The sequence below is a fragment of the Pseudoduganella umbonata genome (genome assembly GCF_014192225.1).
GTDB lineage: Bacteria > Pseudomonadota > Gammaproteobacteria > Burkholderiales > Burkholderiaceae_D > Rugamonas > Rugamonas umbonata.
Map to the genome: position 1 here is coordinate 392,788 of NZ_JACHXS010000003.1, position 18,376 is coordinate 411,163.

18 protein-coding genes and 3 pseudogenes are annotated in these 18,376 nt (G+C 64.5%); 11 read left to right on the forward strand and 10 right to left on the reverse strand.

The window, feature by feature from the left end; translation table 11 throughout:
* Window positions 1-8 precede the first annotated feature (8 nt).
* The 4 genes from FHS02_RS10355 to FHS02_RS10370 are packed head-to-tail and all read left to right on the forward strand — an operon-like array spanning window position 9 to window position 3,919.
* Window positions 9-2,165 carry a xanthine dehydrogenase family protein molybdopterin-binding subunit gene (locus FHS02_RS10355; RefSeq protein ID WP_137313351.1) on the forward strand — a complete coding sequence of 719 codons (2,157 nt, stop codon included), beginning with the start codon at window positions 9-11 and terminating at the stop codon, window positions 2,163-2,165.
* Window positions 2,166-2,174: 9 nt separating this feature from the next.
* Entirely contained in the window at window positions 2,175-2,627 is a 453-nt protein-coding gene (locus FHS02_RS10360; protein ID WP_137313352.1) for a (2Fe-2S)-binding protein, read from the forward strand.
* Window positions 2,620-3,174: a hypothetical protein gene (locus FHS02_RS10365; RefSeq protein WP_175424768.1), complete on the forward strand. Its 555-nt coding sequence runs from the start codon at window positions 2,620-2,622 to the stop codon at window positions 3,172-3,174. Before FHS02_RS10360 ends, FHS02_RS10365 begins: the two co-directional genes overlap by 8 nt.
* Before the next feature lie 25 nt (window positions 3,175-3,199).
* Complete coding sequence (locus tag FHS02_RS10370; RefSeq protein WP_137313353.1) at window positions 3,200-3,919, forward strand: hypothetical protein; 720 nt, start codon at window positions 3,200-3,202, stop codon at window positions 3,917-3,919.
* A 27-nt stretch (window positions 3,920-3,946) separates the two neighbouring features.
* Here FHS02_RS10370 and FHS02_RS10375 read toward each other — a convergent pair whose 3' ends face one another.
* From FHS02_RS10375 to FHS02_RS10390, 4 genes are all read right to left on the reverse strand, one after another.
* Window positions 3,947-4,852 (reverse strand): TauD/TfdA family dioxygenase, encoded by a 906-nt coding sequence (locus FHS02_RS10375; RefSeq protein ID WP_217496922.1) that lies wholly within the window; start codon window positions 4,850-4,852, stop codon window positions 3,947-3,949.
* 14 nt (window positions 4,853-4,866) lie between these two features.
* A complete protein-coding gene (locus tag FHS02_RS10380; RefSeq protein ID WP_137313355.1) occupies window positions 4,867-6,492 on the reverse strand; it encodes an AMP-binding protein in 1,626 nt (541 codons plus the stop codon).
* Window positions 6,489-7,268: a thermostable hemolysin gene (locus tag FHS02_RS10385; protein WP_137313356.1), complete on the reverse strand. Its 780-nt coding sequence runs from the start codon at window positions 7,266-7,268 to the stop codon at window positions 6,489-6,491. Before FHS02_RS10385 ends, FHS02_RS10380 begins: the two co-directional genes overlap by 4 nt.
* A 237-nt stretch (window positions 7,269-7,505) precedes the next feature.
* Window positions 7,506-7,739, reverse strand: coding sequence for a hypothetical protein (locus FHS02_RS10390; protein WP_137313357.1), 234 nt, complete (start codon window positions 7,737-7,739; stop codon window positions 7,506-7,508).
* 92 nt (window positions 7,740-7,831) lie between these two features.
* On the opposite strand from FHS02_RS10390, the gene FHS02_RS10395 reads away from it, so the two are divergent.
* Window positions 7,832-8,620, forward strand: coding sequence for a PEP-CTERM sorting domain-containing protein (locus tag FHS02_RS10395; RefSeq protein WP_175424769.1), 789 nt, complete (start codon window positions 7,832-7,834; stop codon window positions 8,618-8,620).
* A 346-nt stretch (window positions 8,621-8,966) separates the two neighbouring features.
* Window positions 8,967-9,197: pseudogene (locus FHS02_RS32170) on the forward strand (GFA family protein); the annotation flags it as partial.
* A gap of 38 nt (window positions 9,198-9,235) precedes the next feature.
* Here the strand turns inward: FHS02_RS32170 and FHS02_RS10400 are convergent.
* A pseudogene (locus FHS02_RS10400) lies at window positions 9,236-9,319 on the reverse strand (CapA family protein); the annotation flags it as partial.
* On the opposite strand from FHS02_RS10400, the gene FHS02_RS10405 reads away from it, so the two are divergent.
* Window positions 9,319-9,519, forward strand: coding sequence for a hypothetical protein (locus FHS02_RS10405; RefSeq protein WP_175424635.1), 201 nt, complete (start codon window positions 9,319-9,321; stop codon window positions 9,517-9,519). The pseudogene FHS02_RS10400 and the gene FHS02_RS10405 sit on opposite strands and share 1 nt — an antisense overlap.
* A 185-nt stretch (window positions 9,520-9,704) precedes the next feature.
* Here FHS02_RS10405 and FHS02_RS10410 read toward each other — a convergent pair whose 3' ends face one another.
* A complete protein-coding gene (locus tag FHS02_RS10410; RefSeq protein ID WP_137313359.1) occupies window positions 9,705-10,286 on the reverse strand; it encodes a hypothetical protein in 582 nt (193 codons plus the stop codon).
* Between the two features lie 983 nt (window positions 10,287-11,269).
* Here FHS02_RS10410 and FHS02_RS10415 point away from each other — a divergent pair.
* Window positions 11,270-11,536 carry a helix-turn-helix transcriptional regulator gene (locus tag FHS02_RS10415; protein ID WP_137313360.1) on the forward strand — a complete coding sequence of 89 codons (267 nt, stop codon included), beginning with the start codon at window positions 11,270-11,272 and terminating at the stop codon, window positions 11,534-11,536.
* A gap of 9 nt (window positions 11,537-11,545) precedes the next feature.
* On the opposite strand, the pseudogene FHS02_RS10420 reads toward FHS02_RS10415, so the two are convergent.
* From FHS02_RS10420 to guaB, 3 genes and pseudogenes are all read right to left on the reverse strand, one after another.
* A pseudogene (locus FHS02_RS10420) lies at window positions 11,546-12,462 on the reverse strand (tyrosine-type recombinase/integrase).
* Between the two features lie 402 nt (window positions 12,463-12,864).
* The gene (guaA, locus tag FHS02_RS10425; protein WP_137313362.1) at window positions 12,865-14,475 is read right to left on the reverse strand and encodes a glutamine-hydrolyzing GMP synthase; all 1,611 of its coding nucleotides are present in this window, start codon (window positions 14,473-14,475) and stop codon (window positions 12,865-12,867) included.
* A 97-nt stretch (window positions 14,476-14,572) separates the two neighbouring features.
* Window positions 14,573-16,033 carry an IMP dehydrogenase gene (gene guaB / locus FHS02_RS10430; protein ID WP_137313363.1) on the reverse strand — a complete coding sequence of 487 codons (1,461 nt, stop codon included), beginning with the start codon at window positions 16,031-16,033 and terminating at the stop codon, window positions 14,573-14,575.
* Window positions 16,034-16,178: 145 nt separating this feature from the next.
* Here guaB and FHS02_RS10435 point away from each other — a divergent pair, with 145 nt between their 5' ends.
* The 3 genes from FHS02_RS10435 (at window position 16,179) to FHS02_RS10445 (ending at window position 18,130) form a co-directional block, all read left to right on the forward strand.
* Window positions 16,179-16,703, forward strand: coding sequence for a DUF4124 domain-containing protein (locus FHS02_RS10435; protein ID WP_137313364.1), 525 nt, complete (start codon window positions 16,179-16,181; stop codon window positions 16,701-16,703).
* A gap of 103 nt (window positions 16,704-16,806) precedes the next feature.
* Window positions 16,807-17,139, forward strand: a complete 333-nt coding sequence (locus tag FHS02_RS10440) for a helix-turn-helix domain-containing protein (RefSeq protein WP_137313365.1) — start codon at window positions 16,807-16,809, stop codon at window positions 17,137-17,139.
* A gap of 97 nt (window positions 17,140-17,236) precedes the next feature.
* A complete protein-coding gene (locus FHS02_RS10445; RefSeq protein WP_183444253.1) occupies window positions 17,237-18,130 on the forward strand; it encodes a hypothetical protein in 894 nt (297 codons plus the stop codon).
* Here FHS02_RS10445 and FHS02_RS10450 read toward each other — a convergent pair.
* Window positions 18,061-18,375, reverse strand: coding sequence for an RnfH family protein (locus tag FHS02_RS10450; RefSeq protein ID WP_175424980.1), 315 nt, complete (start codon window positions 18,373-18,375; stop codon window positions 18,061-18,063). The two genes, FHS02_RS10445 and FHS02_RS10450, sit on opposite strands and share 70 nt — an antisense overlap.
* Window position 18,376: the final 1 nt, after the last annotated feature.

An 18,376-nucleotide genomic window follows, 5' to 3' on the forward strand; every position in this document is an offset into this window, starting at 1 on the left:
CGCTGACCATGGCGCCCCCGAACTCCTCCCGTCGCCTGTTCCTGAAGGCCGGCGCCGCCGCCACGGGCGGTCTGCTGCTGCAGGTCGCCATCCCGGGCGCCCTGGCGCGCGCACTGCCAGCCGGCACCGCGTTCAGCCCCAACGCCTTCATCCGCATCGGCGCCGACGGCAAGGTCATGCTGACCATGCCCTATGTCGAAATGGGCCAGGGTACCTATACATCGATCCCGATGCTGATCGCCGAGGAACTCGAAATCGACCTTGCGCAGATCGTGCTTGAACACGCGCCCGCCGACGCCGCGAAGTACGCCAACCCCGCGCTGGGCGGCCAGATGACGGGTGGCTCGACGACGATGCGCGCCGCCTGGATGCCGATGCGCCAGGCCGGCGCTGCGGCGCGCATCCTGCTGGTGCGCGCAGCGGCGAACCAGTGGCGGGTCGATCCCGCCAGCTGCAGCGCCGAGCGCGGTGCCGTGATCCATGCGGCGAGCGGCCGCAGGCTGCGCTACGGCCAGCTGGCCGAAGCCGCGGGCCGCCTGCCGGCGCCGGCCGGGAAGGACATCGTGCTGAAGGAGCCTGGCCGGTTCCGCCTGATCGGCACCGCGGCAAAGCGCCTGGACACCGCCGCCAAGCTCGATGGTTCGGCGCGCTATGGCATCGACGTGGTCGTGCCCGGCATGAAGGTCGCGGCGCTGGCGATCTCGCCGGTCGCCGGCGGTCGCGTGGCCAGCCTCGACCAGGCCGCAGCACTGAAGATCCGCGGCGTGCGCCAGGTCGTGCGCCTGGACGATTGCGCCGCCGTGGTGGCCGACAACATGGGCGCCGCCAACAAGGGCATCGCCGCGCTGGCGCTGCAATGGGAAGACGGCCCCAGTGCCGCTCTCACCACGGCGGCGATCGTGGCGGACATGGCCCAGGCGTCGCAGGGCGCCGGCGCGCAGGTGCGGTCGGAGAACGATCCCGAAGGGGCGCTACGCGGCGCCGCGCGCGTGCTGGAGGCAATCTATGAACTGCCCTTCCTCGCCCATGCGCCGATGGAGCCGGTGAACTGCACCGTGCACGTGCGCGCCGACGGCTGCGACGTGTGGACGGGCACGCAGATCATGGGCGCGGCCCACGCCGTGGCGGCCCACGCCGCCGGGCTGCCGCTGGAGCGCGTAACGGTGCACAACTTCCTGCTGGGCGGCGCCTTCGGCCGGCGCCTGGAGGTGGACATGATCGAACGCGCCGTGCGCATCGGCAAGGAGGTGCCGCACCCGGTCAAGGTGATATGGAGCCGCGAGCAGGATATCCAGCACGACATGTTCCGCCCTTACTTCTACGACCGGCTGCGTGCCGGCCTCGATGCGGCGGGCAAGCCCCTTGCCTGGACCCACCACATCACCGGTTCCTCGGTGCTGGGCCGCTTCATGCCGGCCGCCTTCAACAACGGCTTCGACTCGGAAACGGTCGATGGCGCGGACGCGCCTCCGTACGCCTTCCCGGCGATCGGCGTGTCCTACGTGCGCCACGAGCCGCAGGGCGTGGCCACCGCATTCTGGCGCGGCGTCGGCCCGGCCCACAACGTGTTCGTGGTGGAGAGCTTCATCGACGAGCTGGCCGACGCGGCCGGCACCGACCCGCTGCGTTACCGGCTCGACCTGCTCGGGCACAATCCGCGCGCCCGCAAGGTGCTGGAACTGGCAGCCGAAAAAGCCGGTTGGGAAGGCCCGAGCGCAGGCAAGGCGGGCCGCGGCCTGGCCGTCCAGTTCGCGTTCGGCACCTACATGGCGATGGTGGCCGACGTCGTGGCCGGCCCGGAGGGCGAGCTGCGCGTGGTGCGCGTCGTCTGCGCGCTCGACTGCGGTGTGGTGATCAACCCCGACACCGTGCGCGCCCAGGTCGAAAGCGCGGTCGTGTTCGGCGTCAGCGCCGCGCTGTACGGCGATGTGACGATCAAGGATGGCCGTGTCGAACAAAGCAACTTCCACGACTACCGCGTGCTGCGCATGCACGAGGCGCCCGTCGTGGAAACCCATATCGTGCCAAGCGGCGAGACGCCTGGAGGCATGGGCGAGCCGGGCACGGCCTGCGTGATGCCTGCCGTCGCCAACGCCGTGCATGCGCTGGCCGGCAAGAGAATCCGCAAGATGCCCATCGGCGCCACCCTCCCCGCCCGAACCTGAAGGAACCCCATGAAACTGAACATCAACGGCAAGCTGCACGACATCGGCGCCGACGGCGATACCCCGCTGCTGTGGGTGCTGCGCGACGAGCTGCACATGAACGGCACCAAGTTCGGCTGCGGCATGTCGCTTTGCGGCGCCTGCACGGTGCACATCGATGGCCAGCCCACGCGCGCCTGCGTGATGCCGGCCGCGGCCGCCATCGGCAAGAAGATCACCACCATCGAGGCGATCGGCAAGCAGCCGGTGGGCCTGCGCGTGCGAAAGGCCTGGGCCGCCCTCGACGTGCCGCAATGCGGCTACTGCCAGTCCGGCCAGATCATGGCTGCCGCCGCCCTGCTGCGCGAGACACCGCACCCGAGCGACAAGGAGATCGACGAGGCGATGGCCGGCAATATCTGCCGCTGCGGCACCTACCAGCGCATCCGCCTGGCCATCCACAAGGCGGCCCGCGATGCGTAAGCCATGCTTCCATCCGCTGGCGGCGCTGGCCGGCCTGCTGGCGCTGGGCTGGTCTTGCGCGGCCGGCGCCGCCGACGCCAAGGCGGCTCTTTTCGACCCGGTTGCCAGCGTGGTGATGGGGCCGCGCTGCCTGAACTGCCACCAGGTCGGGGCGCCGCGCCAGAAGGACATGGGCGTGCTGCATGCCCAGCAGGTCGTGCGCGGCAAGGACGGCCATGGCTCCGCCGCGCTGCGTTGCCAGGCCTGCCACCAGGCCGCGAACACGGCCGACGGCAAGGTGCCCGGCGTGCCGGACTGGCACCTGGCCCCGCTCTCGATGAACTGGCAGGGCCTGGACAAGCAGGGCATCTGCCGGCAGCTGCGCGACCCGGCCCGCAATGGCAACCGCAAGACGCCGCGCGAAGTGGTCGAGCACATGGAAACCGACCCGCTGGTGCTGTGGGCCTGGAATCCCGGCGCCAACCGCAGCAAGCCGGCGCTGTCGCACGAGCAATTCGTGCGCGCCCTGAAGACCTGGGCCGATGCCGGCCTGCCCTGCCCCGACTGACCCACCTTAGCCTGAAGAGGACACCATGAACGAGATCGTACAACTGATGCTGGAAGCGCACGGCGGCCAGCCGCGCTGGAACGGGTTTTCGACCCTGCAAGCCCACCTGACCCAGGGCGGCATCCTGTGGCCGCTGAAAGGCAAGGGCGGCATGCTCGACGAAGTGGACGTCACCATCGACCTGCACCGCCAGTGGACGTCGCATGCGCCGTTCGGCGCGGCCGGGCGGCGCACGTCCGTGACGCCGCAGCGCGCCGCGATCGAGGCGGCCGATGGCAGCGTCATTGAAGAACTCCTGGCGCCACGCGCTTCCTTCGGCGGATTTGGCCTGGAAACCCCGTGGAGCGACCTGCAGCTGGCTTACTTCGTCGGCTACGCGATGTGGAATTACCTGACCCTGCCGTTCGCCTTCGTGCAGCCGGGCTTCGAATTCGAACAGCTCGACGACTGGCGCGAGAATGGCGAAACGTGGCACCGCCTGCGCGTGCTCTACCCGGCCGCCGTGGCCACGCACAACGCCACGCAGACGTTCTACGTGTCGCCTGCCGGCCAGCTGCGCCGCCACGACTACGACGTGGACATCAACGGCGGCACCCCGGCCGTGCACTACTTCCACGATTACACGACCGTGCAGGGTATCGCGCTGCCGACGCGCCACCTGATCTACGTGCGCGACGCGGACCTGGGCCACCAGCCGGAACCGCTGGTGGTGTCCATCGTCGTGAGCAAAGCGCGCTTCAGCTGATGCTCGCTTGTGCCGTCCAGCACTGTTTCAGCAATAGCTCAGCGCATTGTAGATGGTGCGGCGGGTATCCTCGATGCGGCGGCGGCCATGCATGACGCGGGCATTGTCGATGACGACGATGTCGTCATCGCGCCAGCCCACGTCGACCGTGTGGCGCTGGCAGACCTCGTCCAGCGCCGCACGCATCGCTTGCGGCAGCGGCGTGCCGTCCGCGAACGTGATACGCGGATGCTCGTAGTTGAACGAGGGCCCGAAGATGCTGTTGGCGAACGCCGGCTGGCCGGGACTGAATCGCGAACGGACCAGGATCGACGGCGTACGGAAGCTGTACGTGACAGAGTGGTCCGCGTTCAGTTCGACCTGCGTATGCATGCTTCCGTCGACGAGTGCCAGCAGGCGCGCGAAACAGGTCCGCGTGTCCGCAGGTTCCGGTCCGGCATCGGACGCATGCCGCACATAATTCTTCCACAGCGCTTCGCCAACGCTGCGCGTGTAGACGATATCCTGTGCCAGCAGCGCTGTGCGCATCCCCGGCGACAGGTCGCGGTAGACCGCGGCGCCGTCGCAGACGGTGGTTTGCGATCCCGTGGCCGGAGCCTGCGTGCAGAAGAACCAGCACAGGTCGGGCCAGAACGGGCTGTTGCCGTTTTCGCAGTGCAGGCCGATCGCATCGCTGCCTGCATCGACTTTCTGTGCCAGCACATTGCCGTTCTGGCCGTGGAACTGGCGGGCCGGATCGAGGCTGATGCGGCTGCTGTGCGCACGCACCAGGTCGGAAAAGCCCTGCACATCGCACGGGAAGCCGCGCAGCACGACATAGCCGTGACCGCCCAGCCAGCCGGCCAGTTGCGCCTTGCCGATCGAAGCGAGGGTCTCTCCCGCCTCGCCCAGTACCACCAGTCCCGCCTGGCGGGTGTGTTTTGCAGTTTGCACGTGCTTCTCCAAGATCAATGTTGATGAGACGGGGTGGTGGCTGCCGGGAGGCCGCCTTGAAGTTTGCCGGCCTGGCGCTCGAGGATGTGGCGCTGGCGGACGTGGCGCTCGACGTCCTGCCGGCGCGGCCGGCCCGTGACGGTGAACAGGCCGGCCCGCAACGCCGGCGCATCGGCTTCCAGCACGAAGGTGCCGGCGCGCTCGACGCCGGAGAGCCAGCGTTCGCCATGCCGTTCCAGTTCGCGGCGCAATGCGTGCTGGTCGACGCCGGCGGCCACCAGCACATAGGCCGACAGCGTCTCCTGCCCTTCGCCCAGCAGCACGATATCCGCCACGCCCGGCACGCTGCGGTACGACGCCTCGGCCGGTTCCGGCGAGACGTTGCGGCCGTGCGCCGTGATGATCAGGTTTTTCTTGCGGCCGATGATCGTGATGAAGCCGTCGGCATCGATCGCCGCCAGGTCGCCCGTCCACAGCCAGCCGTCGGCATCGGTATGGCAGGCGCTGGGATCGCTGCCGCTGTAGCCGGCAAACAGCGAAGCGCTGCGGATGCCCAGCTCGCCGTCCGGCCCCAGCTTGCACGCCACGTGCGCCAGCGGCTTGCCGACGCTGCCGATATGGTTTTCGGCGCGCGTGTTCCAGGACACCACGGAGCTGTTCTCGCTCAGGCCATACCCCTGCAGCACGGTGATGCCGCGCTCCGCCAGGCGCCCGATCGTGGCAGCCGCGACGGGTGCACCGCCCGCTGCGATCAGGGGCGCCGTGGGCCGGCCGAACAGCGCCGCGCACAGCGCTGCGGTATCGAGGTCCGGCAAACGGTCCGCCGCCCTGGCCAGCGCTTCCACCAGCGACGGGGGCAAGGTGACCGCGCTGGGGCGGGCGCGCCGCAGCAGCGCCAGCTTGTCGGCCGCCACGGCGCCCGGATCGCCCAGCGGTGCTTCGCCGACGGGCGGCAGCACGACGGTGCCGCCTGCCGCGAACGGCATGTACAGCGCCGTCACCTGTTCGATCAGCAGGCTGAACGGCACCAGGTTCAGGTAGCGCACATAGTCTTCCCGCGTGGCGTGCCGCCACAGCGAGGCGAGCAGCGCATCCAGGCCGTTCGCGCGGATCCGCACACCCTTGGGTGCGCTGGTGGTGCCGGACGTATGAATCACCTTGCAGATCCGGTCGGCCAGCGTGCCGGCGGAAAGCGCCTGGGCCGTCACGGCGGCGGCGCCGTCGACCAGCGCGCCGATGGAGAGGCATGGCATCGACTGGAACTCGTGCGGCGCATCGGCGCGCCATGCTTCGAAGCGGCGCTGGCCTTCGCCGTCGGTCAGCACGACGCTGCAGGAAGCCAGCAGATGGGCGGCCTGTTCCGCACTGAACGCCAGCGGCACGGGTACCTCGACATGGCCCCCCATCAGCAATGCCAGGTCGGCCTCGATCCACGCCACGGAATTGGCAGCCACCAGGCCGACGGTGGTGCCCGGCGCGCAGCAGGCGGCCAGCGCCGCCGCAAGCGCATTGCACTCCCGCTCCAGCGTGCCGTACGTGACGAGCCGTCCCGGGGACTCGGTGCCACCCAGCTGCACGATCGCCGGTGCATCGGCGCGTTCGCGCATCGCGGTGCGGATGCGGTCGATGAAGTGCATCATGCCGCCTCCTCCCACATCGGTGCGGCCGTCATCATGTTTTCGCAACCTTCGACGATTTCGCCGTCCAGCAGATGCCGGTTGTAGCGGCAGCTGACCGTGTCGAAAAATTCGCCCAGCGTGTCGACGCGCATCACGCCTGTCATGGGCCGGGTATCGTAGTACGTCCCCCAGTTCACGTCCCGCATCACGGGCAGCCGGGCGGGATCGGCCGCCGCGATCGGATGGAATGGCAGTTTCATGGCGTCGAAGCAGCGCCGCAGCTTCGACGTGGCAGTGCACACCACGCCGCGCAGCCCCAGGTACCAGCAGATCAGCGGCAGCACGCGCATCAGCTCCGTGCCGATCCTGGGCTCGATCGTGGCCAGCGCCGTTATCTCGGCGACATCACGGCGTGGCACGGGACGCTGGAAGACGCCGGCCAGCACCTGTTCCAGTGGCGCGTCCAGGTACTGTTCGGAAAACAGCGGCGCCCTGCCCGCGAAGGACAGCCCGGCGCAGGCGATGGCGGCGCCGGTCGCCAGGTCGATGCAGACGATGAAGCGGTGCGGCCGTGGTGCGATGGTGGCGCAGTAGGCGCGCAGGTAGACGGCGCAGGCCAGCTCGACGGCGGCGCCATAATGCCGGTCGCCCGGCCCGACCAGTTTGAAGACCAGGGAGCGATTGTCGAGTTCAAGCTGGAACGCGAGGCCCCCTGCTGCCGGCGCTCCGGCGGCGGGATCCGCAGTGCTTGCGGAATGGATGTTTACTACATTGTCGATGGCTGCTGGTGTATGCATGTCGTTCCCTCGGGGTGCAAGATGAGGCTGGAAAGGGTTGGACGAATACGCCTTCGTCCTGGCGTGGTCGTGGACAAGACACAACCTACGACGTGCATGCTATAGACCGGATGTTTGACAAACTGAGGGGATGTTGAGGAGATTTGTATCGCTTCGTCCGGACGCCGCGACGATATTTTCGGCAACTGTTGGCACGCTGCGGCCACGGTTCCCTGCGCACGCTCAGCTTTCCGCCCTTTATGGCGAAAGCGGCCGATAAAGAAAAAGCGCCAACATGGCGCCCTCCATAAGAATGTTCTCGCCCTCTGCTACTGCCGGCCGATCGCCGGCAACGAATAGCGGCGCCCGCAGCAGTTGGAAGGGATTGCCGGACACCGCCGGCAATCGTGGGGTTGCACCGCCATTTGCTATCGCTTCCGACCGCCAGTCTTTTGCTATCAGGTAGAAATAATTGATGCGCAATACCAGCAAGGCGCGGCGAAAATCAATTAGCTTTTTCTTAATTTTGTGCTATTTCTACAGTGCTGGAACCCGCTACGCACCGGATGTTTCGAGAGGAAATCATGGGATATACAAAACTCATATTGATGGCAGCTACTGCGCTATCGGTAGCATTCAGTTCTCCGAGCCATGCGCAAGGCAGAAGTAGCGCGTCTAATACGGAGCTCCAGTTCACACTCCGCGACCTCGATACCACGGACAGCTATCTACCCGTTGCGCCTGAGTTCAGTAACACTCAAGGCCAGTTCTACAGTATCGTGTCAAGCCAAATCGGCGGCGAATACCGCGAAAAAGATGGACCGATCCCGGTTGGCACCGCAATGGGCGGCGATGACGAGTTGGATCGGGTTTCTTATTCGTGGACAACCGACGGCAATTTTGGCGCGAGCACGGAGGCTCGGCGAAGCGGCGGGACAGGTTATGCAATTACCAGGGTTCAATTCAGCGTGCTGGTCCTTGTCATGCCCTACACGTCGATCGAATTTTCGACGCATGCTTTGGTCAGTTCGGAGTTCCTGGAAACGTCGTTCTTCATCGCGAACAGCTCCGCGGTGTTCCTGAGCTTGGGTAACGATGACTTTGGAGACCTGGATTCTGCCAGCATCACCACTCCCGGGACTGTTGAGAAGGATCTTTTCGTGAGCCACGTGAACAACAGCAACCAGGCAGAGCAGATGAGACTCAATCTCTGGACATTTTCCGTGGCCAGCTCTCTCGTGCCGGAGCCCAGCACGTGGCTTGCTTTCATTGCCGGCCTCGTGGTGCTGACTTTCAGAATGCGCGGGAAGTGTCTCGCTGCCTGGCGCAATGCTATCTGTGCTGATGGCCCGCCGATATTGCGTACTTCCTGACGATGCGCCGCGAGGGCAGACAGCGGCTTTTGCGCCACGCTCTCCAGCTAGCGCCCCGCCAAGATGCGTCAAACCGTTTTTTTCTCGATGCGCCGCCGGCGGCGGCCAGCGTTTCGCGGTCCTCATACACGAACCGTCCAGAATGATGACAATAGTGCCTGGCTTGGACCAGCGTTCCGAGAAATGTACCGCGTACTCAGGAGTAATAGCTTCTGCATTAGTTTCTACGGTTGGACCCACACCGATCTGTTTTTCGATGCGTGGAAATCTGCAGGTTACCGGGTGGTTGGACACATTACTTTCCCAAAACGCTACACGTCCACGGTTCGTTTGCTCAGGTATCAGCATGAGTCTGCATACCTGCTTGCAAAGGGTATCCACCCGCGCCCGAGCACGTGATAGGGGATGTTATAGACTGGGTCGACTATACCGGCAACAAATTGCATCCAGCGCAAAAGCCGCTTTCAATCCTGACACCTGCGGTCAGCTGCAAATCGAAGTGGCGGCAGAGCCAAACGGCGTCGGCATCTGCCCTTGTCTAACGTGCCAACGACGCACTGGCAGCGTGTTTGCCCCGGTAGCCGGGTTTCCCCTTCCCTACACGGTGAGCGGTCGGTCTACTTCCTGCGTGACGTGCGGATGGCCGCCGATCACCGCATCGGCGCCGGCATCGATCATCAGCCGGGCCAGCGCGCGACGTGGACAAGACGTTGACGATGACCGTTGCACATGACAACACGACACTCGAAGGCGTGTTCGGCACGGTCATATTCAATACCTGGGCCCACGCTAATTCTCCCCTGCTTGTGCCCGGGCCCGGTGTGCTATCCATGGCGCTGGCGGGCTTGCTGGTCCTTGGCGGCGCGCGGCTGCGCGCGCGGTCACGGCTTCGCGCCTGACGCGCCACTGCTCGGCATGCGGACAGGCCGCCGCCGTGTCGATCCTGGTTCCTTTGAACAGGTGGGTATCGTCCTTGCCGAAATAGCGGGCCGACTAATTTCGTAAGGGAATAATCCACATTATCGAGCGACCGCTATGCTCACGTATCCGGTCGATGAATTTTCCGCAGCTTGCAGACCTCGCCTCAAGAAGCGCTGCCAAAGTCCTGCTTCGCAGCCAGCACGCGCGCCAATGCCGCCTCAGGGTCGAGTCCCGCCATCATCTGGTTGATGATCTCCTGCTTGTCTTCCGCGGTGAGCTTCTCGCAGGCCGCCCGGTGCGAACAGAAATAGGCATACCAGGCCACGTCTGCCGGCCGTTCCTTGCGCGGCTTGAAGCGTGGCGGCACCTTGGCGCGCATCGCCGCCACGTAGGCCGCCAGCTGCGCATCGGCTGCACGCCAGTCGAAAGCGGCAACGGCGCGGTTGTCGGCTTCCCAGTCGCCCTGGTACCCGGGCGCTGGCCGCGAGGTCTCCCTGTTCACTGCGAGGCATGCCAGGTTGGGATAGCCGTGCACAGCGCAAAAGCTTTCCACAAACTGGAGCTTGGGACCGATGCCCACCTGTACCGCACGGCCGAGTACCTCGTCCTTTGGGTACAGGGAACGCGCCAGCGTGAGCAGGTCGCCATAGGTGATCGGCATGCCGCGCAGGGACGCGGCCTGGCGCGCCAGGGCCACGACCAGGCGCGCGCCTACCTCAATGTCGTTGAAAGTGAATGGAATCATTGCCGGATACCGCGTGCCTGTCAGGGCATGCTTGTCGATGTGCCAAATGAGCATGTTAGCAAATCGCGCAGCGTCGAGGGATTTGCGCAGTCTTTGCCCGACGGCGTAGTCGATCAGCGCCCCTCTTCAGTGCCCGGCGGGATCCGAACCTTCCTGGATGCCCTGATGACATATCGTCGGCTTGTTCGCATTTGTTAGCGTCGAGAGAGCCTTATGTGTAGATTCTCTCCTTCGGTTAGTTGCATTTCCCAGCGCGCACAGTGTCAGCACTATTCGGGAACGAGTAATGGTGAGTGCGTCGAGCAACCCTGATCACCTGATATCGAAGTCGACGAACATAACGAGGTATCGACACCGGAATAAATCCCAGGAAAATTTTCATCACCGAAGCCGTGGGCATTCGGCGACGCATCATGCCACCGATCCCATTGATGCCAATCGTTCCCGAAGCAGCCTTCGCCAGGTCCCTGCGTCCAGGAAGCGCAATGCATGGGATCATCATGCAAGCTCGCAGACCGTGTTGACGGCGACGCGGACGCCAGATGCATGGCGTCTCCGCTCAACGTGGCCCTCGCATGAAACATGGCCTCTCCCGGCCTCAAGACTGACGGACCGTACCACTGAGGCCAATACCATCGTGGCGTCCCAGCGCCTGATTTCAGCGATCGTGGCAAGCCTCTCGGCCACCACTTCCGCGGCCTCCACTGATATCCGTCTACGCTCAACCATGTCACCTCCCGGGCTATCCGTGCGAGTTGACCATGCGACGGCATGTGAGTTCCGCTGGATGAGCGCCACCTATGGCAATGAACGGTGCCGCACACTGCTGGACGTCACCGAACCAAGCTGGATTCAATCCAGATCAGAATCCATCGTGAAGTTTCCTGGCTGTGCTTGATTTACATCTGGACCTATGCCGATAGCGTTCGCCGCATCAGGCACGTGCTCTACGATCGAAGGACAGTCACCGGAGCTAGCACACCATGAAAACCCGCCCCCTCACCGAGCAGGATCTAAAGGTTCCTGGCCACGTCATCATCAATCGCAAGCAGCTGCTGCGCAAAGTCCCGATGAGCGACCGCACCATTTTCGAAATGGAAAAGCGCGGCGCATTCCCGCAGCGCTTTTCCATCACAGCGCGCATGGTCGGTTGGGACTTGCAGGAAGTCGACGACTGGATCGCCCGCCAGCGCCAGGCAGCCCTGCCCCAGCCCGCGCCGGGACAACGATCGCGGGAACCAGCGCTCTGAACGAGCAACTTACTCTGTCGCAGCAACCCACTGGTCGATCATGTCGGCCCACTGCTGCATCATGTTCCGGCGCTGCTCCGCATACTCGGCCTTGTTATAGACCGCCCGCACACCCTGCTGCTCGTGCGCCAGGCACTTCTCGATCCAGTCGCTGTTGAAGCCCGCTTCGTGCAGCAGTGTCGACCCGGTGCGACGCAAATCGTGCGGCGAAAAATCGGTCATCGTCACCCCATCCGCTTTCGCTGCCTCGACGACAGAGCGCAGCACAAGATTCAAGGTCGCGCCGGCCATCGGCTTGTCCGGGTCATAACGGGATGGCAGCAAGTAACGCGACCCGGCCGCACACGTCTTCAACGCAATCAGCATGTCGAGCACCTGGTTCGACAAGTAGACATTATGTGGATTGCGCCGCTTCATCCGCACCCCGGGGATGGTCCAGACCCGATTGGCGAAATCGATCTCGGACCATGTCGCATCGGTCAGCTCCGACTTGCGCACCATCGTCAGCAGGAGCATGCGCGCAGCAATGCGGATCGTTGGCGCGCACTGCGTCCGGTCCAGGTAGCGATAGAACTGCTTGATCTCGTGCGTCGTCAGCGTACGGTCGCGCGGCTCGAACTTGGCGATCGAGGCCGGTGGCACCCCATCGGCCGGATTCGGGTGCTTCTCGCCTCGCTGGGCCGCATAGCGGAACACCAGCATGACGATCTCACGCGCATGCACCGCGACAGCCGGCGCGCCACGGGCAACGATGCCAGGGCCGTACATCCCCAGTACCAATGTCTCCTGGCGATTGTTGAGGCTGTAATTATAGCGAAACGAGATTCCGCCAGTAGACGTCACCATGACGTACAAACCGTCCCGGTCAGCGACCTTGTAAGGCCCTGGTTCAGGCTTCAAACTCCGAAGTTTGCGTCAGTCAGCATTTCAGTCACTTCGCGATACCGTGAAATCATGAATATACCTTAGAAATCAAGCACTTACATAATCTTACCAAACACCGTAAAGGCGCGACACGCTGATTTGACCTCCGAAATACCATGAAGGTTCAATACCATGAAACTACGGAAGAAATGACTTTAGAAACAACGACTTACTCAAAATCCGATACCATGATCGCGAGTTTTAAGATATTTTCGGCAACATGGTACTTTGCCGATGAGCTAGCACCGCCAGTTTCAGTACCGTGATGAATGCCATAAAACTGTCGTGCTTCGAGTTGCTCGATGTTGCGCGCTTTTGCGATCTCGGCATAAAAAAAGCCCCTGGAATCAGGGGCTTAGTTTTAATGAATTGCCTGTGAATGCCTGAGCATTCAGGCTAGCTCATCATTCCCACTCGATGGTCGCCGGCGGCTTCCCGGAAATGTCATACACCACCCGGTTCAACCCGCGCACCTCGTTGATGATCCGGTTCGACACCCGCCCCAGCAGCTCATGCGGCAGGTGCGCCCAGTGCGCCGTCATGAAGTCCTGCGTCTGCACGGCGCGCAGCGCCACCACGTAGTCGTACGTGCGGCCATCGCCCATCACGCCCACCGATTTCACCGGCAGGAACACGGCAAACGCCTGCGACGTGGCTTCGTACCAGTTGCGCGGCGCGCCATCCTGGTCGAAGCCCGGCACCACGACCGCTTCGTACGGCGTGTTGCGCAGCTCTTCGATGAAGATCGCGTCGGCGCGGCGCAGCAGGTCGGCGTATTCCTTCTTCACTTCGCCGAGGATGCGCACGCCCAGGCCAGGGCCCGGGAACGGGTGACGATAAACCATCTCGTACGGCAGGCCGAGCGCCACGCCCAGCTTGCGCACTTCGTCCTTGAACAGCTCGCGCAGCGGTTCGAGCAGCTGCAGCTTCATGTGCTCCGGCAGGCCGCCCACGTTGTGGTGGCTCTTGATCGTCTGGCCTTTTTTACCTTTACCGGCGGACTCGATCACGTCCGGGTAGATGGTGCCCTGCGCCAGCCATTTCGCGTTGGTCAGCTTGGCCGATTCGGCGTTGAACACTTCGACGAATTCGCGGCCGATGATCTTGCGCTTCTGTTCCGGGTCGGTCACGCCGGCCAGGTGGCCCATGAACTGGTCGACCGCGTCGATGCGGATGACTTTCACGCCCAGATTCTTGGCGAACATGTCCATCACCATTTCGCCTTCGTTCAGGCGCAGCAGGCCGTGGTCGACGAACACGCAGGTCAGCTGGTCCCCGATGGCGCGGTGGATCAGCGCGGCGGCCACCGACGAATCGACGCCGCCGGACAGGCCGAGGATGACTTCATCGGTGCCCACCTGGGCGCGGATCTTCTCGACGGCTTCCGTGATGTAGTCCGGCATGTTCCAGTCGGACTTGCAGCCGCAGATCTCGTGCACGAAGCGGCCCAGCATGGCCTTGCCCTGCACGGTGTGCGTCACTTCCGGGTGCCATTGCACGGCAAAGAACTTGCGCTCTTCGTCGGCCATGCCGGCGATCGGGCAGCTCTCGGTCGAGGCCATCAGCTTGAAGCCCGGCGGCATGTCGAGCACCTTGTCGCCGTGGCTCATCCACACCTTCAGCATGCCGTGGCCTTCGTGCGTGACGAAGTCGTTGATGCCGTTCAGCAGCGACGTGTGGTTGCGGGCGCGCACCTCGGCGTAGCCGAATTCGCGCACCAGGCCGTTTTCCACTTTGCCGCCCAGCTGCGCGGCCATCGTCTGCATGCCGTAGCAGATGCCCAGCACCGGCACGCCCAGTTCGAACACGGCCTGCGGCGCGCGCGGCGAATCGCCTTCCAGCGTGGAGTTGTGGCTGCCGGAGAGGATCACGCCGGAAGCGCCGTAGTTGCGGACGAATTCTTCCGATACGTCGTACGGATAGACCTCGGAGAACACGCCGGCGTCGCGCACGCGGCGTGCGATCAGCTGGGTCACCTGGGAACCGAAGTCGATGATGAGGATCTTGGAGTGCATGTTTTGGCTTTACTGAACTTGGGGGAACCGGGACTGAAAGAAGAAACGCTGAAGAAAAACGCCGGCGCTGTCGAGCGCCGGCGTTTCAGGGAGACGCTTATTCCGAACGGTAGTTCGGTGCTTCCTTGGTGATCTGCACGTCGTGCACGTGCGATTCGCGCATGCCGGCGGAAGTGATCTCGACGAATTCCGCTTTCTCGCGCAGTTCGTCGATCGTGGCGCAGCCGCAGTAGCCCATCGACTGGCGCACGCCGCCCACGAGCTGGAAGATGATCGCCAGTACCGAGCCTTTGTAGGCCACGCGGCCTTCGATGCCTTCGGGGACGAACTTGTCGGCCTTGGCCGAGGCTTCCTGGAAGTAGCGGTCGGCCGAGCCTTCGGCCATCGCACCCAGCGAACCCATGCCGCGGTAGGACTTGTACGAGCGGCCCTGGAACAGGATCACTTCGCCCGGCGCTTCCTCGGTGCCGGCGAACATGGAACCCATCATCACGGTCGACGCGCCGGCGGCCAGCGCCTTGCTGATGTCGCCGGAGAAGCGGATGCCGCCGTCGGCGATGCAGGGCACGCCGGTGCCTTCCAGCGCCTGCGCCACGTTCGAGATCGCGGTGATCTGCGGCACGCCCACGCCGGCCACGATACGGGTGGTGCAGATCGAGCCGGGGCCGATGCCGACCTTCACCGCATCCGCGCCGTATTCGACCAGCGCCTTGGCGGCGGCCGCGGTGGCGATGTTGCCGCCGATGACGTCCACGTGCGGATACTTGGTCTTGATGTACTTCACGCGGTCGAGGATGCCCTGGGAGTGGCCATGCGCCGTATCCACCACCAGCACGTCGACGCCGGCTGCCACCAGCAGGTCGATGCGTTCCTCGTCCTTCGCGCCGACGCCCACCGCCGCGCCGACCAGCAGCTTGCCATGCTGGTCCTTCGAGGCGTTCGGGTGTTCGGTGGATTTCTGGATGTCTTTTACCGTGATCAGGCCGCGCAGCTCGAAGGCTTCGTTGACGACGATCACGCGCTCCAGGCGGTGCTTGTTCATCAGGCGCTTGGCTTCGGCCGTGTCGGCCGTTTCGCTGACGGTCACCAGCTTTTCGCGCGGCGTCATCTTGGCGCGCACTTCGGCGTCCAGCTCTTCCTCGAAACGCAGGTCGCGGTTGGTGATGATGCCCACCACCTGCTTGCCCTCGACGACCGGGAAGCCGCTGATGCCGTGCTGTTCGGTCAGCTTGATCACGTCGCGGATCTTCATGTCCGGCGGGATCGTGATCGGGTCGCGCAGCACGCCCGCTTCGAAACGCTTGACCTTCGACACCTCGCGGGCCTGGTCGGCCGGGCGCAGGTTTTTATGGATGATGCCGATGCCGCCTTCCTGCGCCATCGCGATCGCCAGGCGGCCTTCGGTGACGGTATCCATCGCGGCCGACAACAGCGGAATATTCAGCGAAATGTTGCGGGTCAGCTTGGTGCGAAGGGACGTATTGGCAGGCAGAACGTTCGAGTACGCGGGAACGAGGAGCACGTCATCGAACGTGAGTGCTTTTTGAAGAAGACGCATGGTAGTTTTCCTATCGGCGCAAAAGTGAATTATACAGAAGTTGGCGCAATAAGTCCTTGCATTATGGAAAAGTTAGTGCTTCCGCGATTGACACGTGCGCCTGATCGGGGTCCAATCGTCATAATTCTGTACGGAAATAAAGATCATGAAACACAGGCAATGGATACTGGGCGCCCTGCTCGCGGCCGGCTGCGCGGCCGCGCAGGCGCAGTGGGTATGGAAGGATGCCAACAACGTGCGGCACCTGTCGGACCAGCCTCCGCCGCCGTCGGTGCCGGCGTCGCGCATCCTGAAAGCGCCGCGCGGGCAGATGCCGGACCTGCGCAAGGAGCTGGCTGAACAGCCCACTTCGGCAAACGCATCCGTTGCCATCCCTGCACCGGCAGCGCCGGCGAGAACCCCGCTGTCCACCGCGGAGCGCAATGCCGAGTTCAATAAGCGCCGCGCGGAGGGGGCCCAGCAGGCCGAGCAGGCTGCCGCGCAGGCGCGGAACAAGGCGGCCACCGCAGCCGCCTGCGACGGCGCGCGGTCGAATTTGCGCGTGCTGGAATCGGGCATCCGCATCGCTGCCGCCGACCGGAACGGTGAACGGGTGTTCCTGGACGACGCGCAGAAGGCCGAGCAGGTGCGCCGCAACCGCGACGCGCTGGCAGCGCATTGCCCACAATAAAGTTTGACCACGCACAAGAGTGGCCACCAAAGCCGCGGCCGGCTCAACGATATAAGCCAGACTAAGCAAAGCCTTATCCGTTGAACCGACCAGCGAGCAAACCATGAATGCTTTCACGAACGTGCAGATCATCAACGGGCCCAACGGGGAGCCCGTGTATGTCGTCATTCCCTACTCCACCTACATGCAGACGCAATCGCGTCACAAGGACACCGACGTGCCCCACCAGGTGGTGGGCATGATCGCCGAAAACGCCTGGACTCCGGCGCGCGCATGGCGCGAATACCTGGGGCTGACGCAACTGGAGGTCGCCAGCCGCATCGGCATCAGCCAGCCGGCCTACGCGCAGCAGGAAGCGGGGCTGCGGCCGCGCCGCTGCACCCGCGAACGCATCGCCATGGCAATGGGCATCGCGCCGCGCATGCTGGATTTATAAGGTTGGTGCATTTGTACAACGGGCGCGGAACAAGTCCTTTTGCACCGCGGCGCAAGTGCTAAGCTGATTGGATTCACCAGCCAGCAGCGAGGCCGACATGATGCGCCCGTCATTGCTTAGTTCCACGCTTTCTGCAGCGTTTTCAGCCGCGGCGCTCCTTTCCGCCGTTCCCGCCACGGCGCTTGCCGCGGAAGCCGGCGCGTCGCTCGGTCCCCTCACCTTCATTCTTGTCGATCTCGACCTGGCCGATGGCATTGACCCGTCGATGACGTTCACCGGCACGTCGGGCAGCGCTGCCGCTCCCATGGCGACGATGTACCTGGCGCTCGGCGACGCCGTCACCGAAACGGCAGTCCCGACGTGGACGCATCCCGCGCCGATCCAGTATGTCATCGCGCGGAGCGAGGGGGCGCTGGCTGCCATGGCGCAGTTCGACCTCACCGGCCGCGTATCGTCCACCGGTGCCATGCTGGCGGCGGCAGTGGATACATACGTGGTGGTGGCCGAACCCGGCCTCAATGTCGCCAGCCGCGTGAATGGCGACACGGGTGAAACGGCGTTTACGCTGTCGGCCAACACCGCTGTGCTGTTCAGCGTGCCGTACGACGTCAGCCTGTCGACGGAACCGCCGCCGGGCGCCGCCGAACGGCTGGAAGCGGGAGCGGTGGAGGTGTGGCTGCGCGTGGCCGGTTTGGGCGACGGCCATGACGCAGTGCGCTGGCTGAATCACGCGCCGGACGGCACTGGCTTCCTGGAGGTGGCGGTGGAGAACCGCAGCGGCTTCGACCAGGGAGCCACATTCGGCTATGGCACCGATATCCGGGTCGAATCCATCACGCCGGTGCCGGAGCCCGGCATCGTGCCGATGCTCGGCGCCGGGCTGGCCGTGCTCGCGGCAGTGGCCGGCCGGTGCCCGGGTGCTCAGGAAGCGCTGTCGCGCTTGGCGCGCCGGCGCCGCGCATCCTTGGGGTCGGCGATCAGCGGCCGGTAGATCTCGATACGGTCGCGCGGCTGCAGCACGGTATCGAGGGTTTTCTTCTTGCCGTAGATGCCCACCGGCATCGTGACGAGATTGATCTCCGGCGCTTCCTGCAGGATGCCGGAGAGTTCGATGGCCTGCCCGATCGTCGTGCCCGCTTCGACGTCCAGCGCGCGCAGGATCGGCATCGCCACCGACGTTGCATCCGGACCCGGCGCCGGCGCGTAGCTCAGCGAGACCTTGATGCGCTCGGCCATG

Bases quoted from the DNA above. Each gene is read 5' to 3' on its own strand.
- FHS02_RS10355 (WP_137313351.1), top strand. From the start codon at position 9: ATGGCGCCCCCGAACTCCTCCCGTCGCCTGTTCCTGAAGGCCGGCGCC.
- FHS02_RS10360 (WP_137313352.1), top strand. From the start codon at position 2,175: ATGAAACTGAACATCAACGGCAAGCTGCACGACATCGGCGCCGACGGC.
- FHS02_RS10365 (WP_175424768.1), top strand. From the start codon at position 2,620: ATGCGTAAGCCATGCTTCCATCCGCTGGCGGCGCTGGCCGGCCTGCTG.
- FHS02_RS10370 (WP_137313353.1), top strand. From the start codon at position 3,200: ATGAACGAGATCGTACAACTGATGCTGGAAGCGCACGGCGGCCAGCCG.
- FHS02_RS10380 (WP_137313355.1), bottom strand. From the start codon at position 6,492: ATGATGCACTTCATCGACCGCATCCGCACCGCGATGCGCGAACGCGCC.
- FHS02_RS10385 (WP_137313356.1), bottom strand. From the start codon at position 7,268: ATGCATACACCAGCAGCCATCGACAATGTAGTAAACATCCATTCCGCA.
- FHS02_RS10395 (WP_175424769.1), top strand. From the start codon at position 7,832: ATGGGATATACAAAACTCATATTGATGGCAGCTACTGCGCTATCGGTA.
- FHS02_RS10410 (WP_137313359.1), bottom strand. From the start codon at position 10,286: ATGATTCCATTCACTTTCAACGACATTGAGGTAGGCGCGCGCCTGGTC.
- FHS02_RS10415 (WP_137313360.1), top strand. From the start codon at position 11,270: ATGAAAACCCGCCCCCTCACCGAGCAGGATCTAAAGGTTCCTGGCCAC.
- guaA (WP_137313362.1), bottom strand. From the start codon at position 14,475: ATGCACTCCAAGATCCTCATCATCGACTTCGGTTCCCAGGTGACCCAG.
- guaB (WP_137313363.1), bottom strand. From the start codon at position 16,033: ATGCGTCTTCTTCAAAAAGCACTCACGTTCGATGACGTGCTCCTCGTT.
- FHS02_RS10435 (WP_137313364.1), top strand. From the start codon at position 16,179: ATGAAACACAGGCAATGGATACTGGGCGCCCTGCTCGCGGCCGGCTGC.
- FHS02_RS10440 (WP_137313365.1), top strand. From the start codon at position 16,807: ATGAATGCTTTCACGAACGTGCAGATCATCAACGGGCCCAACGGGGAG.
- FHS02_RS10445 (WP_183444253.1), top strand. From the start codon at position 17,237: ATGATGCGCCCGTCATTGCTTAGTTCCACGCTTTCTGCAGCGTTTTCA.
- FHS02_RS10450 (WP_175424980.1), bottom strand. From the start codon at position 18,375: ATGGCCGAGCGCATCAAGGTCTCGCTGAGCTACGCGCCGGCGCCGGGT.